Below are 15067 nucleotides of genomic sequence, written 5' to 3'. Positions count from 1 at the left end.
ATTATTGATTTTTGGGGATTTCTAAATAAAAAGTTGAGCCTACATTGGGTTTACTTTCTGCCCATGTTTTTCCATTCATTCTATGCATTGCTTTGCTCACCAGAGCCAAACCTATTCCTGTTCCTGGGAAATCTTCGACTCGTTGTAGGCGCTGAAATATATCAAATATCTTATGGTGGTATTTCATGTCAAAACCAATTCCATTGTCATTAACACTAATGATCCAAGATAATTCTTTCTCTTCAATTTTAATTATGATGGTAGGATTTGTTTTTTCTTTTTTAAATTTAATGGCATTTTCAATAAGGTTGCGAAAAGCAATTACAAAACCTTTAGCATCGGCATCGATTTCGAAATTAGGAATTTTAATATTGACTTTAAAATACCCTGCTTTGAATTCTTCATCGTAACTAGAAAGTACAGATTCAATCAGCTCTTTTATTTTTATTTTTCCAATGTGCAACTGACTTCTTTCCAAACGGGAATATTCTAAAAGATCATCAATAATTTGATTCATTTGTAGGGTAGAAGTACGTATTTTTTCAATGAATGATTGTGCCTCATCGGTTAAATCGGATTTATATATATCCGCTAATAACTTACTATAACCATCAATTCCTCGCAAAGGCGCCTTTAAATCATGTGATACCGAATAAGTAAAAGTTGCTAATTCTTTATTCATATCTTCAAGTTGAGCAGTTCGCTGCTTCACTTTCAATTCGAGATCATTATTTAGTTTAATAATTTCTTTCTCCGCATTTTTTCTTAGACTTATATCATGGACAATATTAAGGAAGACCTTTTTTTTGTTTACTTCAATAATACAAGCTGAAAGTAAGTAATCGCCTATTTCTCCTGATTTTTTCCGAAGCTGTACCTCAATGTTGTGTACGGATTCATCTTTTGTCAATAGATTGGTGAAATTTTCTCTTTCTTTAAGGTTTACCCAAAGAGGTAATTCAGTAGTTTTATTTCCTAAAAACTCATCCCTTGTATAACCAAGAGTAGATATGACACGATCATTCACATCAAACACTTGTCCTTCCATGTTGGTAAGTGAAATCAAATAAGGACTTAATCTAAACGTTTTCTCAAATTTTTCTTCTGATAATTTAAGGGCTTCTTCTATTAGTTTTCGTTTGGTTATGTCAATGCTTATTCCAGAAGCTCCTGTAATTAAATGATCTTCAACTATTGGGTTTATAGTAGATTGAAAATATTGAGTTTCATCATTTATTGTAAGATTAAATTCAAAAGTATCACTCTCTCCTTCAAAAGCAGCTTTAAATTTTGGCACCCAGAAATTAGCTTGTTCCTCAGTAAGTTGGTCAATAGAACTCATTCCTTTTTTTAGCTTAATATTATATTGATTATTTATAATATTTTCAAAAGTGCTATTAAAGATTATATAGTTAAAATCACGATCAATAGAATAAATGGAATCTTCTCGATTATCTATCATTGACCTCAAGTTCGCTGCGGTCTCTTTGTAAGCTTGTTCTGTAAGTTTAAATTCAGTTATATCTCTTGTTATGGTAAGAATGTGTGGTTTATTATTGATTGTTATTAACGCTCCGGATAATAAACCTTCTATTATACGTCCGTTTTTTAATGTGAATTGTGCTTCGAAATTCTCAACTTTTCCACATTCTTTCAATTTAGAAACCATGCGATTTCTGTCCTCCAGATCGTGCCAAATGTTTATATCTGTAGATGTTTTTCCTATTATTTCTTCCTGTGAATATCCTGATATTTGTATAAAATTTTCATTAACATCAACATATATTCCGTCTTCAATTTGACTTATGGTAACAATGTCAGGACTTGTGAGGAAAATCTTTTTGAATTTTTCTTCACTTTCTATTAGCGCACGATTGACTCTTTTTTGCTCCGTGATGTTATGGGAATTATAAAGTATATACTCACATACACCATGATCATTCATGATAGGAATAATTGTTATTTCAGAAGTATAGATTTGGCCTGCTATATCAAGATTTTCAGTAAAATTTAGCGATTTTCCGGTGCGAGCAACTTCTTTGTATTTAGCAATTGTTGACTCATAGTAATCCTCATTTAAACCAATTATTTCATTTAATTGACTTAAGGGTTTACCTATAATAGCATCAATAGTAACATTGATACCCAAACTGGCCAGCGTACTGATATACGGATTATTTATAGCGTCTACGGTGTACTCATTTTGATTTTTAATACTTGCTAACACTTGTAAATCAGTATGATTGTTGAAAATAGCAGAGAGTTTTTTTTCGCTTTCCTGCAAAGTTTTTTCAGCTTCTATGCGTTCCGTAATATCTCTAACAATGTTTAGGAATTGGCCTTCTGCAATCATTTTGGTACTTAGTTCAGTAGGGATGTAGCTACCATCTTTTCTGCGTAATCGATATTGCGAGATAATCGTTTTACCTTGTTGGAGTTCTTCTAGTGCAATCGTATGGTCTTTGTTGGCGAAGTCTTCACTATGAATGAATTGATATCTTTTTAATAAGACCAATTCTTCACGACTATAGTCTAATATCTCGCAAATCTTATTGTTAAGTTCTAGAATTTCGCTTTGCTCATTTAATACTAGAATGCCATCAACTGAATTGTTAAATAAACTTTTATATTTGATTTCACTCTTTATGAGGGCTTCTTCTGCTCTTTTTTTCGCCGTTATATCAGTAGATATCCCTCCCACGCCTTGAATAACTCCTTTAGTATCAAAAAGCGGAAATTTTTGAGAAATATAAAAATGTTTCCCATCAGTTTCCATATTCTCTTCTTCGCTGATAATTGATTTTTTTAATTGAATAACATCAATATCATTGTTGCGATGTTGCTCTGCAATTTCCTTAGGCATAATCTCTTGGCGGTATTTACCAACTATTTCTGTTTTGTCTAATTGAAATATTTGTCCAAATTCGTTATTTGCTAACTTAATTTTACCGTCAAGATCAGATACATAAATTAAGGCAGGACTGTTGTCAATAATATTTTCAAGAAATAATTTGTTTGTGGATAATGAATCGGTCAAATCTAATTGCTTCTTTTTATCAGAAGCCATTTCGAAAATATAATGAAGGGTTTCTATCAAAAACGTCATGGTATTTTGGATTTCCTTCAAAGAAAATACAGGCAGAATATTTATTGCATCAATGTATTTTTTTTCATCAAATCCATACTGTTTTGCCTCTTCTTTAAAAAATTGCAAATCAGGTTTTTCAAAAAAGAAATATCCAGAAAGTATGTTTACAAAATGTTCATTATTAAGTACTATTGGTATAGTTACTTCAGCTAATCCATTTAAGTACTTGTGAAACTGAAATTTTTCAACCTTAGTTAATTCTATTTTAATGTTAGTGCTCCAATTTGAAGTTTCTGGATTATTAAAGTAGAAATCATTTTGTAATTTTCTCCATTCATATTGAGACAAAATAACTCCTTCAAGATCTCCAATAGCAATAGCTATTCCAGTTGTTTTTTTGAACCCTTTAAGTAGCGTATCTATTTTTCTGAAATCGATACATTCGAGTATATTGTTTTTCATAAATATAATGCTTTAAAGCATTTCTTAAAAATAAACATAAATACTTTACATTCCGCAAAAACAATTAAGAATGTCTTATTTTTCGCTGTATTTTTTTGCAGGGCTGCTTAACGGTGAAAAATCAAGTAAATTGTAGGTAATTGTATTGTTGTTGAGTGATTTAAAACTAAACCTTTTAATCTGTTATTCTGTTTTAATTTTGCTATTTCATCTTTTGAAATGCTATCTAGGTGAAGCGTTCTCACCAAAGATTTGACATCAATGATAATTGAAAAAAAAAAAAGTATTAGCAATAATAATTTTAGGTTCTTAAGCATCATTTATATTTTAACTACAACAATCTTTCTTTTCTTGTATTGACGGACAAGCCACATTTCCATAACTACAATATACGCAACAATCGCCTTCAAGTGGTCGTAAGACTTTTTTGCAGTTTTCACATTCATAAAAAAACTGACATGCATCTGTGGGCATTGTTTCTTCTTTTTGGTGCTTACATTCTGGGCAAGTTATAGTCGATTTTAATTTGATTTCATTTTCACTCATAATTTAATTGATTTTAAAGGTTTTCGTGAACTGCAAGGGTTTCATTTTAATTGTTTTTCACTTTATATCCTGTTTCTTTAATTGTTTTTAAAAGCTCACTTTCATTAGTTTTCGTATTGTCAAATTGAATGGAAATGTTTTTATATTGAAAGGAAGGTGTAACTAAATATACGCCATTCACTTTGTTTACTTCATTGCTAATATGCGAGGCACAAGCTTCACAAGTCATTCCATCGATTTTAAATTCTACTTTTTGCAAATACGCTTTGTCAATTATTACGACTTCTTTTTGAACTTCTTTCGGATAAAAAATTTCGGCATAATAAGGGAAACCCATCATCAGGATTGCTAATACAGTTACAATTGCTAAAAACTTTTTGGTTTGCATAAAAGGTGGTTTTTCATCTTCCTCACAAGCGCATTTAATTTTTTCGGCTGTGAGTGGTTTTAGTTTTTGGTACCATGAAAATCCTAGTACTAAAAGGGTTACTCCTAATAAATAAGGACGGAAGGGCTCCATCCAAGATAAAATTGAAGCTGCTCCAGTAGCTCCAGAAATAAGTGCTAAAACGGGTGTGATGCAACATAATGAAGCGGCGATTGCAGATAAAATACTTATGCCAGCTAATTTTCCTGATTTAGATTTTGAGTTCATATTTGTGCGTTATTTAATGTGTTTGTATTTACAATTTTGAATAAGGACTGTAATAATTCCAATTGTTTTACTTTAAGAGAATAAAAAATCGTTTGACCATCTCGTCTTGATTCGATGACATTGCCATCTTTCATTTTACGAAGATGTTGAGAAATAGCAGGTACGCTCATTCCAAGTATATCTGATAAATCGCAAGGACAGAGTTCGTTTTCTGCGTCTAATAAATATAAAATTTTTAAACGAACCGTATTTCCTGCTAAAGCCAGAAGTGTACTTAATTCTTGAAACGCAATTTCATTAGATAAAATGTTACTTCTGCATTCCTTTATTTGATTTTGGTCGGCTAATTGTCTAATGCATGATTGATTTTTCATTTTTTGGTATTTAGTTATAAACAAAGATATAGTATTTTATTATTTAAGCAAATTATTAAATATGTGTTTAAAAAAATTTTGAAATTCTATAGTATATAACTATAAACGATATATTCGAGAAGCTTAACGATATCTAAGGCTACTTTGTGTTTACTTTTTAAAGCATATTCCGCTAAGACTAATTTTTTTTTTTTAATACAGTGATTTTATTGGTATCGTATCATTTCTTTTGGTGTTTGAACGGATATGATTTTAGCTTTGGAGAAACTTGTTGTAATTGTAACGGGACCACTAATCATATACACTTCTGCTCTCAAATTGTGCAAAGCCTCCGCAATGGCATAACCCATTTTTTGCTTGATCCTTTTGAAATATAACGAACTGGATCGATGTATTCTCTTGTTGGGCCTGCAGTAATTTGAATCTTTTCTTTTAAAAAAACGCGTAACATATTGAAATGATTAATAGAAGTTTCCATACCATTTCTAGTCTATTTTATGTTGAAAGGGTTAATGCTAAAAATATCATTTTGAGAAACAGATGTGTAGATCTCTTTTATTTTGTCTATTTTGCCCAAAGCTAAATGAGGTAGGAATAAACTTCCTGTAGAACAACCTACAAATAATTCGTATTTATTACAACACCACCAGCAAAAGCTCCTTTGCTACCACCACCAGAAATTATAAGTGCTTTCATTTGTCCTATAATTTTATAGTAATAGACGAAGAATTGTCTAAATCCTGACCAATAAATAGAGGGTTGTTTCTCTGTTTGATTTCTTAAATTCCTAAATTAGGATTAGGAGATTTGTCTAATATAACAGTGATAAATAAGGGTAATAATTGATCTTATAATACTGGAAATTTAATATCTAATGTTCTGTTTTTGAATTGTTTATATAATTTGTTTTACTTTTAAATGGTTTGGTTTATGGATAATAAATTGAGTTTATCAAGCTTTTTATTCCAATTTTTTATTAATGTTTTTAAAATATTGACTTTCATAAAACTTCCTAGGGATGTAAAGTCTAAATATAAATCCAAGGTTAAATTAGTGATGTTATCTGTTACTTTATTAAGGCGAATTAAATATTGATAATTTTTGGCAAACATCATTTCTTTCGTTTTTTCTCCATAAATCTAGCTATTTTTTGATTTATTGGAAATAGTTTCAAAATTCAAATTACCAAATTGCAAGACACAATTGTGCTGTGTACCAACTCAGTTAATTTTATTTTCATCAAAGTCAATTCGTCTCACATCGTTGTCCCATAAATGTCTGTACTTTAATTCGCTAACTAATTTGTAAACATCATCGATAGTGGTATCAATTGTTTTTTGAATGCTGTATTTTGGTGCTTTTTCTTCTTCTAACTCACTTTGTTCTATTTTGAGTTCTTTTTCTATATAAGTTAAGTTTTTATAAAAGTAATTAACTTACTGTAAGTCATGTATTTGAGATTTTTTTTCCCAGGTACTGTCTAATTCTTTTTCGAATAAGTGATAAACAGAATTTGTAATTAATAAATACTCTTGTAAAGGGATTTTATTTTTTAATAAGCGATGTGTTTTGATAACATCCTTGCCATAAGGTTTTATAATATCTTTGACCTTTATAAAATTTAAATTACCACAATGGACTACAAATTTTAACTACAAATTATTTGTTGTTCTACACGATCCACAATTACATATTCGTTTACTTTCGTACATTTTAGTATGAGTATGAAACGCAGTCATCATCTGTTCCGTTTGGTCTAAAATTTCTTGAAATACTAATGATTTTGTTGTGTACATAAACAAGGTATCTCCTTCAATTTCAGCTAATTTTAAATCTAATGAATTGGCATCCAGTAAAATTTCCAATAATTCCAATACAATATGTGTACTGTGCTCCTGAATATCCAGGAATGTCCAAGCATTTCTTTCACAACATTGATTGGGACATTATTTTGTAGCGTAACGGTACTTCCAAAGGTCCTGCGAGCCATATGAGTATTCAGAGTAAAAGGAAAAGCACACAGCATTGCAATCTCCTTCAAATATTCATTCATTTTTTGATTTGAGGCTACAGGCAATACAGTGCCACGTTGCAAACAAAGCGGATGATCTTTATACTTTTCGATTATTTTAAGCGCTTGAGGTAGGAGAGGCACATTAGTTGAAGTGCCTGTTTTTTGTCTTTCAGACATGATCCATGATTGTTTATCTATACCCACTTTAATATCAGTTTTTTTTAATTGATACACATCGATATATGCAAGTCCTGTGTAGCATTGAAAAACGAAAACGTCTCTGACTACATTGAGTCGATCAGTACTGAAATAGTGTCTCTCTAACTCATATAATTCTTGGGTAGAAAGAGGTTTTTTAATAATTTTTGATTTTTTACCTTTAAAGTTCTTAAACGGGTCTTTTAAAATGACTTCATGATCAATAGCACGTAGTACAATCTTTTTAAAGTTAGCGATATATTTTAAAGTCGTATTATTACTGCAATTACGAACAGACCGTAAGTAGAATTCAAAATCCTTTATAAACTCGAGATTCAATTCAGAAAACTCGAGATCCTCGGCATTAAATTTAAGTCGAATAAAAGCTCTTAAATGATTAATAGTAATAGTGAAACGATCTAGAGTTCCTTTTGCGTATCCTTTACCCAATAGGGCAGTCATTTCATCGTTATGTTTTTGGAATTCTTCAAGCACTTTAGCTTTGGTTGTATTTTTACCCAGGATGTAATCCATAACTTTTTGAGCAGTTATAAGCTTACCGCTATACATATTCTCAGTCTTATATTGATTAATTTTAAGAATAAGAGAATCCAAGAAAAAGTTAATAGATTTGGCATCTTCTTTCGAACCAGTTGCTCTTTCTAATTTTTGATCCCAACGAGAGATATCCCATTTCCGTTTTGTAGATGTTTCTTTTGGAATTCCGTCTACGGTGATTCGAAGGTAGATAGTTCTAATTTTACTTTCATTGCGGGGGATTTTCAAAAAGAAAACCAGCCCAAAACTGCTTTCTAACATAATTCAACTTTTAGGGTTAATAAATGTAGAATTATAAGTCCAAAAAATCAAGTCGTTAAGTACGTTAACCCCTGTGTTAATGGGGTTTTATATGATATTCTGTGGCACATTTAAAAAAATGCAAATGTGCCACGATTCTGCCACAGAAACTTTGAGCGCTTTTATAAATTTTGACTAGGTACAGAAAACAAAAAAAGCCTGCAAATCGCTGGATTTGCAGGCTTAACACTATTTTTGAGGACTTTTGAAAAGATTGAAAAGCTTTTATTTTTCTATCTTAATCCCTTATAGTGGGGAGAGTAGGATTCGAACCTACGAAGACGTAGTCAGCAGATTTACAGTCTGCCCTCGTTGGCCGCTTGAGTATCTCCCCGTGACCATTGTCTGTTTGCCTATTGCTAAGCGGTTGCAAATATAAGAACAGTTTTGGTTTCTACAAACAAAATTAAGCTTAATTTTACTGCTTTTTTCAATGTTTTTTTAAACTGTTGGTATTGAATAAAATAATAAACGCCGCAATTGGAATTATTTTTTAAAACAGGAAAAGACTTACGTATAATTAGCTGAAAGTTCAACTGTTCTCTACTAGTCGCATCTCAAAAAAATATTTAAAAAGTGATTTGTTTCATATCTGTTATCAGCCAGGAATTGGTTGCTGAGAATTATTTTCATTAGAAAATGAAGCGATCTTTTGGTAAGGTATAACTTTGTAATTACTGCTCTTCTTTCTGCTTTAAAGCGAAGGTAAATAGCTTTAAGATGGCGCTTATAATCATGGTCTTTGTTGTTGGCTGTAGGGATGCGCTTTTGAATATTCTTAGTGATATTATTAAGTGCCATTTATCTAACCTTTCTTTTTCTGGACGGGACAATAAAGCAAAAAAAAATCTCCACTAGGGAGATTTTTTTTGTTTTATGATAAGGTAGACTATTTTTTATCTAAAAGTTCAATGATTTTAGCTCTTAGTGCGTCTCCTCTTAAATCTTTTGCTACGATAGTTCCCGAAGCATCGAGAATGAAAGTTGCTGGTATGGATTCAACCTTATATTGTCTTGCTATTGGTTCATCCCAAAATTTTAAATTGGAAACATGCGTCCAAGTTAATTTGTCCTTTGCAATAGCTTCTTTCCATTTGGCTTTGTCTTTATCTAAAGAGACTCCAATAATGTTAAGACCTTTTGAATGTAGTTCGTTATAAATGGCTACTACATTTGGATTTTCTTGTCGGCATGGGCCACACCATGAAGCCCAAAAATCAACGATTGTAACTTTTCCTAAGCTTTCTTTCAGTGAGATTACTTTTCCCTCTGGATTAGGCGCAGAAAAATCTGTACTTCATTTACCTTCAGGAGATCCTGCTGATGGAGGAACTGCTCCTACAGCTGGATTTTTCATTTCGCCAAGTTTAGTTTTGATTGCTTTACCTGGTTTTGTGTTTTTTAATGCATCTTCAAATCCGTTGTAGATTCCTTCTGCTTTTTTAACATCAGCACTTGGATCGTTTAACATTCCTTGGATGATTAACGCACTAATAAGTGATTTTGGATGAGTTTCAGCATATCCAACATATTTAGCTTTTGAATTGTTTCCAACTTCTTCTTGAAGTTTTGAAAATTCTTGCATCAAACCATTGATAACAACAGTATCTTTTGTTTGTTGAGCAGCATTCATTTTTTCCATATTCTGAGTTTGGAAATCCATTAATTTCTTTTGGATTACTTTTATCTCTTCATTGAATTTAACATACTCATCATTGTTGTATGATCCTGTTACTTTAGCATTTTGAATACTATCCTTATTGATAGTAATTTTAATGTCACCATTTTCTAGTATAAATGGAACTTTACCTTGTATTCCTTCAATTTGTAAAGTGTGGAAAGCTGGCTCTAAAGCTTTACCTTCAAATACGAATTTACCATTTTCAACTTTTACAGTATCAATAGATTTTAATCCCATTCCACTTTCGTCTTGTGTTTCAAGGATGATTGTTTTTCCGTTTTCAATTCCTTCTATAGTTCCAGAAACGGTGTACTTGTCTTTGTTACATGAAAATAATAAAAGAGAAGCAGATAGTAAAAAAAATATTTTTTTCATTACAATTAAATTGGTTAATATGTTAAGCGAACAAAAGTATTATAAAAATATAGAAGTCACTTAATTTAAATGGCTAAAATTTTGTTATAGTTTTTTAATTTTAACATTAAGTTGCTTTTTTTGCTGAAAGGGTAACTTTTTGTTAATAAAAGATTGTTTTTTTAAGACAAATATCAATTATTAATAAGCTTAAATTAAAACGGGGCTCAACTAAATTGATAGTTGAACCCCGTTTGATATACTGTAATAGATATTTATACCTTACCTAAAGTATATAATTGTTCCATTGTAGGGCTTAAACTTCCTCCCGATGGTTCTAATGTGATACCAAAAGCTTCAGCGTCAGCAGTTGCGTCAACAGCAAAAATACGTTGATTGTTAGCTACAAAATTATCCAATAAACCGATACTTGTAGGAGTTAATGGACTTAATTTTAAGGACCATACTTGATATACCATTCCTTTTGGCGGTTCTGGTAATCCCGAAGCATCTACATATACTTTTTGAGAGTCTTTGTTCCAATAAATTTTAGCAAAGGATTCTGGTGATACCGCTTGACCACCAAGAGCTACAACTGTATTGTTTGTGTCTCTAATGATTGCCAAACTTGATTCTATGGCTTTGTTTTCCAAAGTCAAAGTATTGAGTTCTTGTTCTATTTTTCCTTTTTCAGTTATTGCATTTACCACTTGATCATTGGAGCTAGAAAGCTGACTGTATTGAAAACCAATACCTATTAATAATAGTATGGCTGCGGCCCAACCAATATAAGGTGAAATAGACCTTTTTGGCTCTAATTGCACTACTTTTGGTTCCTCCCTTAATCCCAATTCATTCTTTATTTTATCATAATTACTCACCGAATTAAAAGGAGAGAAACTAGAAGATAAGGAGACAATAGATTGCTCAATAGCTATAATTTCTGCATTTATCTCGGGGTCATTATTAGCTCTATTAGTTATCTCAACGTTTTCAGCTTCACTAAGTAAGCCATAAACATAAAGTTCTAATATTCCTGATTCTATATATTCTTTATTTTCCATTATACTTTCAAATAGGTTCTTAAATCATTTATACAATTCCTATTGTGGGTTTTCACCGTTCCTAAAGGGATTTCTAACTCTTCAGCAGCTTCCTGTTGGGTATATCCTTTAAAGAATAATAAATCTATTATTTGTATGCATTTTGGTTTTAACCTTTTTACAAATTCATTGAGACCTATAGTGTCCACTTTGTTTGTCAATCTGGTACTGTCTTCTAATAGATTTACGAAATTATCAGAGGAAAGGTTTTTTTGACTGTTGTTAAAGTTTTTAGAACGCAATTTATCTATGGAAGTATTTCTAGCAATATTAAGGATCCAGGTATAAAATCTTCCTTTGCTTTCATTATAAGAATCCATGTTTTTCCAAATCTTAACAAATACGTCTTGCAAGACATCTTCGGCTTCTTCGGTATTTCTTACAAGTACATTTATAACAGAAAATAAACTTTTGGAATACATATCATATAGATAGGTAAAAGCCTTGTCGTCTTTTTTATAAATTAAAACTAATAACTCTTCTTGGGTCATAATTATTTTATTTTTTCAATTACAAACTTATGGAAACTAATTAAGATTTTAATTTTTTTAACAAAAAATCAAATACAAATAAAAATTAGTTTTTATATATAGGTGTCTTCTATTTGTGTGTTCTAATGGTTCCTTGATTATAGAAATTGATTTACGTAGACGGGTTTGCGTGAAGGATTGTAGTGAAAATCCTTTTTTGGGGCTTTTTCTGCCCCAAAAAAGATTGTAGCGAAGAGCCTGACCCGCTTTTTTTGGCGGGGCACGCCCAAATATAAATATAAATATAAAATAATTATATTTTAAACAATTGATAATCAGTTATTTGATAAATATTTTTATTTTTTTTCAATTTTTTTAAAACCATATCGAGAGCTCTCTCGTAAATCCTATTATAACCATTAAAAATTTACACAATGAAAAAGTCAAAAATGATTTTAGGAATGTCGCTAGTAGCGATTGCGGGTTTAACGTTGGTAGCAGCCGATCATATTGATGCGCCAGCTGTAACAGGAAACGCAGCAGATATTACAGATTTTTATGCCTTTCAGGGACAAGACACCAATAATATGGTGTTTGCGGTAAATACGCAAGGGCTTTTAACTCCAAATGCTACTGCAGCAGCAAGTTTTAGTGAAAACATGTTAATCGAAGTAAATATCGACAATACTGATGACAACAAAGAAGACTTGGTGATTCAAGCGATTCGAAAAGGGAGTAAAATGTATTTCTTTGGACCTTATGCACCATCTACAACTGGTAAAACGAGTACAATTGATGTGAGTAAAGCATCTGGAAGCGTAGAGATTTCAAAATATGGCGCTAGTGCAATTATCTCTAACGAGAACGGAATGAAATTTTTTGCAGGACCAAGAGATGATCCATTTTTCTTTGATTTAGGTCGTTACCAAGATATTCTTGATAAAAAAGAATCAGGTTTTAGAGCAACTGGTGTTGATACGTTTGCAGGAAGTAATGTTCTTTCTATAGTAGTTGAAGTACCAAAAACTAAATTAGGAACCGCTGCAAGTTTGAGTACTTGGGTAGAGACTAAGAAAAAACAATAAGAGGTAAGTTAATTAAAGTAAAACAAGATTTCTAAAAAATTAGATTCTAAAAACAATCAAAAAATAAGATATTATGAGAACACTAAACAATATAAAATTGATGACAGTTGTGCTAGTAAGTGCAATAGGAGCGGTAAGTTGTGATAACAACGATAATAATAATGATAATGCAATGGCATCTGCAGATTTTTCTGGAACTTATACACAGCAAGATCAAATGGGACGACCAGCGATAAATACAGTTTTTGTGGCATCGGGTCAGCCAAAAGATGATTTTAACGGAACAATTCCGTCTGCGATGGGAGCAATTTACCAACCAATTTTCAAAACAAGATTATTGGCTTTGAATGGAGCATATACTACAAACGCTTTGGGGCATACAGCAGATGTATTCACTTCGGTTTTGGCAACAGATGTTCTTAATGTGAAAACTTCTGGAAAAACAACTTTCTTTGATGGGACAACTTCACCAGCAACGGTTCTAACTGGTAGAGCCTTGGGTGATGATGTTATTGATACGGAGTTATTGTTAATCTTTGGTGGTTCGGGAGGAACTTCAAATCCTGGATTAATTAAGGATAATGTAAACAAAAACGACAAAGACTTTACGGTTTCATTCCCTTATTTGGCTACTGCTTGGTAGTTTAATTAATCGAAAGTTTCTGAGCTACTAAGTTCCTAAGATTTATGATGAGGATTATAAATGATAGTACCATCTAATAATTTTCTATCGATTAAATAAAATAAAACTGAGGAACTTAGAGGCTTATAGAAACGGAATCGTTACAAAGAAAATAACAGAGTGTTTGCCAATAGTATAGAGCACTCTGTTTTTTTTTACCTACAGAATAAAAAACAAACAATTTCATACATACTAAAATTATGAAAACTCTAAAAAAAATAGTAGGAATTACGGCAGCTATTTTGCTTCTTGTATCCTGCGATCAAACAAACAAACAAATTACAAATCCTAAAGATTATAATGCCTTTTTAGAAATAAAAGAAAATAAAGGTATGGGTTTTACTTTGGAAGAAATTAAATTTTGGGAGGCAAAATACCAAGCAGATCCAGTTCAAAATTCATATTTGGGAATTATTGCTTCCAATTATTCGACCTTATTTCAATATACTGGCGATATTAAAGATTTGTATAAAGCGGACGACTTATTAACGAAGTCAAACGAAGTTAGAAATTATGCCAAAGTAGGAACTTTGCGTTCTCTTGCCAGAAACTTTATTGCGCAACATCGATTTAAAGAAGCATTGACCTTGGCAGAAAAAGCGTTGGTTATTGGCGAAGGAAAAGCTGAATCTCAAAAATTATTGTTTGATATTCAAATGGAATTGGGGAATTATGACGCAGCTCTTGCCAATTTGGAAGCTATAAAGGATATGAAAGACTACGATTACCTTATTCGATTGGCAAAATGGAATGACCACAAAGGAGATTTGGATACCGCCATTACTTTTATGGAAAAAGCCAGAACAATTGCAGAAAAGGAGGATAATAAAACATTGAAAATTTGGTCTTACTCCAACTTGGGTGATTTTTATGGTCATGCAGGACGAATACAGGAATCCTACGATAGTTATTTGAAAACCTTATCGATTGACCCAAATTATACTTACGCATTGAAAGGAATTGCATGGATCGTTTTCTCTCACGAAAGAAATACCAAAGAGGCCAAACGTATTATTGAAACGATTGAACGCACCCATAATACTCCTGATTTTTTATTACTAAAATCTGAAATCAGTTCGTTTGAAGGCGATAAAGAAGCATCTAAAAAATATAAAAAAGCTTATTTTGATATGTTGGCACAACATAATTATGGTGCGATGTACAACAAATACAACACTTTGATTTATGCAGATGATAAGATGACAGCAAATAAAGCATTAGAAATTGCAAAAGTTGAAGTAGATCATCGTCCTACACCAGATTCGTATAATTTGTTGGCTTGGTCTTATTTAAAAACGGGTGATGCTAAAAAGGCATTACATATAATGAACGAAAAAGTAGTTGGTAAATCTTTTGAACCTCATGTTCAGTATCATTTGGCGATGATTTACAAAGCCAATAATAAAATGGAAAAAGTACCTGGTTTGAAAAAAGAATTGGAAAGCAGTATCTATGAATTAGGCCCTGAATTTGAAGCGAAAATTCAAAAATTGTAAA

Annotated in this window: 12 protein-coding genes, 1 tRNA gene and 4 pseudogenes; 3 read left to right on the top strand and 14 right to left on the bottom strand. The window is 31.6% G+C overall.

Annotated elements, in window-relative coordinates; all coding sequences use genetic code 11:
- Position 1: 1 nt before the first annotated feature.
- From ABZP37_RS14195 to ABZP37_RS14130, 14 genes and pseudogenes are all read right to left on the bottom strand, one after another.
- Positions 2 to 3550: a PAS domain S-box protein gene (locus ABZP37_RS14195; protein ID WP_366183759.1), complete on the bottom strand. Its 3549-nt coding sequence runs from the start codon at positions 3548 to 3550 to the stop codon at positions 2 to 4.
- Between the two features lie 327 nt (positions 3551 to 3877).
- The gene (locus tag ABZP37_RS14190; RefSeq protein WP_366183758.1) at positions 3878 to 4096 is read right to left on the bottom strand and encodes a GDCCVxC domain-containing (seleno)protein; all 219 of its coding nucleotides are present in this window, start codon (positions 4094 to 4096) and stop codon (positions 3878 to 3880) included.
- A gap of 46 nt (positions 4097 to 4142) precedes the next feature.
- Positions 4143 to 4751: a mercuric transport protein MerTP gene (gene merTP / locus ABZP37_RS14185; protein ID WP_366183757.1), complete on the bottom strand. Its 609-nt coding sequence runs from the start codon at positions 4749 to 4751 to the stop codon at positions 4143 to 4145.
- Entirely contained in the window at positions 4748 to 5125 is a 378-nt protein-coding gene (locus ABZP37_RS14180) for a metalloregulator ArsR/SmtB family transcription factor (protein ID WP_366183756.1), read from the bottom strand. Before ABZP37_RS14180 ends, merTP begins: the two co-directional genes overlap by 4 nt.
- Positions 5126 to 5331: 206 nt before the next feature.
- Positions 5332 to 5576, bottom strand: a pseudogene (locus ABZP37_RS14175) (phosphopantothenoylcysteine decarboxylase).
- Positions 5550 to 5821 (bottom strand): annotated as a pseudogene (locus ABZP37_RS14170) (patatin-like phospholipase family protein); the annotation flags it as partial. The pseudogenes ABZP37_RS14175 and ABZP37_RS14170, both read right to left, overlap by 27 nt.
- Positions 5822 to 6039: 218 nt before the next feature.
- Complete coding sequence (locus ABZP37_RS14165; protein ID WP_366183755.1) at positions 6040 to 6240, bottom strand: hypothetical protein; 201 nt, start codon at positions 6238 to 6240, stop codon at positions 6040 to 6042.
- A 321-nt stretch (positions 6241 to 6561) separates the two neighbouring features.
- Positions 6562 to 6990: pseudogene (locus tag ABZP37_RS14160) on the bottom strand (DUF2652 domain-containing protein).
- Complete coding sequence (locus ABZP37_RS14155) at positions 6960 to 8156, bottom strand: site-specific integrase (RefSeq protein WP_366183754.1); 1197 nt, start codon at positions 8154 to 8156, stop codon at positions 6960 to 6962. The pseudogene ABZP37_RS14160 and the gene ABZP37_RS14155 overlap by 31 nt, the downstream one beginning before the upstream one ends.
- Before the next feature lie 291 nt (positions 8157 to 8447).
- Positions 8448 to 8529 (bottom strand) — tRNA-Tyr (locus tag ABZP37_RS14150).
- Between the two features lie 555 nt (positions 8530 to 9084).
- A pseudogene (locus ABZP37_RS14145) lies at positions 9085 to 9474 on the bottom strand (TlpA disulfide reductase family protein); the annotation flags it as partial.
- A gap of 18 nt (positions 9475 to 9492) precedes the next feature.
- Complete coding sequence (locus ABZP37_RS14140; protein ID WP_366183753.1) at positions 9493 to 10251, bottom strand: DUF4369 domain-containing protein; 759 nt, start codon at positions 10249 to 10251, stop codon at positions 9493 to 9495.
- 254 nt (positions 10252 to 10505) lie between these two features.
- Positions 10506 to 11294 carry an anti-sigma factor gene (locus ABZP37_RS14135; protein ID WP_366183752.1) on the bottom strand — a complete coding sequence of 263 codons (789 nt, stop codon included), beginning with the start codon at positions 11292 to 11294 and terminating at the stop codon, positions 10506 to 10508.
- Positions 11294 to 11824 (bottom strand): sigma-70 family RNA polymerase sigma factor, encoded by a 531-nt coding sequence (locus tag ABZP37_RS14130; protein ID WP_366183751.1) that lies wholly within the window; start codon positions 11822 to 11824, stop codon positions 11294 to 11296. Before ABZP37_RS14130 ends, ABZP37_RS14135 begins: the two co-directional genes overlap by 1 nt.
- 413 nt (positions 11825 to 12237) lie before the next feature.
- On the opposite strand from ABZP37_RS14130, the gene ABZP37_RS14125 reads away from it, so the two are divergent.
- From ABZP37_RS14125 to ABZP37_RS14115, 3 genes are all read left to right on the top strand, one after another.
- On the top strand, positions 12238 to 12888 hold the full coding sequence (locus tag ABZP37_RS14125; protein ID WP_366183750.1) for a DUF4331 family protein: 651 nt from the start codon (positions 12238 to 12240) through the stop codon (positions 12886 to 12888).
- Positions 12889 to 12961: 73 nt separating this feature from the next.
- Complete coding sequence (locus ABZP37_RS14120; RefSeq protein WP_366183749.1) at positions 12962 to 13531, top strand: DUF4331 family protein; 570 nt, start codon at positions 12962 to 12964, stop codon at positions 13529 to 13531.
- A gap of 239 nt (positions 13532 to 13770) precedes the next feature.
- Positions 13771 to 15066 carry a hypothetical protein gene (locus ABZP37_RS14115; RefSeq protein WP_366183748.1) on the top strand — a complete coding sequence of 432 codons (1296 nt, stop codon included), beginning with the start codon at positions 13771 to 13773 and terminating at the stop codon, positions 15064 to 15066.
- Position 15067 lies beyond the last annotated feature (1 nt).

The organism is Flavobacterium ovatum, from assembly GCF_040703125.1.
Taxonomy (GTDB): domain Bacteria; phylum Bacteroidota; class Bacteroidia; order Flavobacteriales; family Flavobacteriaceae; genus Flavobacterium; species Flavobacterium ovatum.
Note: the sequence above shows the minus strand (reverse complement) of the source record. Positions and strands in the feature narration are given on the sequence as shown.

Excerpts from the sequence above, each read along its gene's own strand:
- ABZP37_RS14195 (WP_366183759.1), bottom strand. The coding sequence starts at position 3,550 with ATGAAAAACAATATACTCGAATGTATCGATTTCAGAAAAATAGATACG.
- ABZP37_RS14190 (WP_366183758.1), bottom strand. The coding sequence starts at position 4,096 with ATGAGTGAAAATGAAATCAAATTAAAATCGACTATAACTTGCCCAGAA.
- merTP (WP_366183757.1), bottom strand. The coding sequence starts at position 4,751 with ATGAACTCAAAATCTAAATCAGGAAAATTAGCTGGCATAAGTATTTTA.
- ABZP37_RS14180 (WP_366183756.1), bottom strand. The coding sequence starts at position 5,125 with ATGAAAAATCAATCATGCATTAGACAATTAGCCGACCAAAATCAAATA.
- ABZP37_RS14165 (WP_366183755.1), bottom strand. The coding sequence starts at position 6,240 with ATGATGTTTGCCAAAAATTATCAATATTTAATTCGCCTTAATAAAGTA.
- ABZP37_RS14155 (WP_366183754.1), bottom strand. The coding sequence starts at position 8,156 with ATGTTAGAAAGCAGTTTTGGGCTGGTTTTCTTTTTGAAAATCCCCCGC.
- ABZP37_RS14140 (WP_366183753.1), bottom strand. The coding sequence starts at position 10,251 with ATGAAAAAAATATTTTTTTTACTATCTGCTTCTCTTTTATTATTTTCA.
- ABZP37_RS14135 (WP_366183752.1), bottom strand. The coding sequence starts at position 11,294 with ATGGAAAATAAAGAATATATAGAATCAGGAATATTAGAACTTTATGTT.
- ABZP37_RS14130 (WP_366183751.1), bottom strand. The coding sequence starts at position 11,824 with ATGACCCAAGAAGAGTTATTAGTTTTAATTTATAAAAAAGACGACAAG.
- ABZP37_RS14125 (WP_366183750.1), top strand. The coding sequence starts at position 12,238 with ATGAAAAAGTCAAAAATGATTTTAGGAATGTCGCTAGTAGCGATTGCG.
- ABZP37_RS14120 (WP_366183749.1), top strand. The coding sequence starts at position 12,962 with ATGAGAACACTAAACAATATAAAATTGATGACAGTTGTGCTAGTAAGT.
- ABZP37_RS14115 (WP_366183748.1), top strand. The coding sequence starts at position 13,771 with ATGAAAACTCTAAAAAAAATAGTAGGAATTACGGCAGCTATTTTGCTT.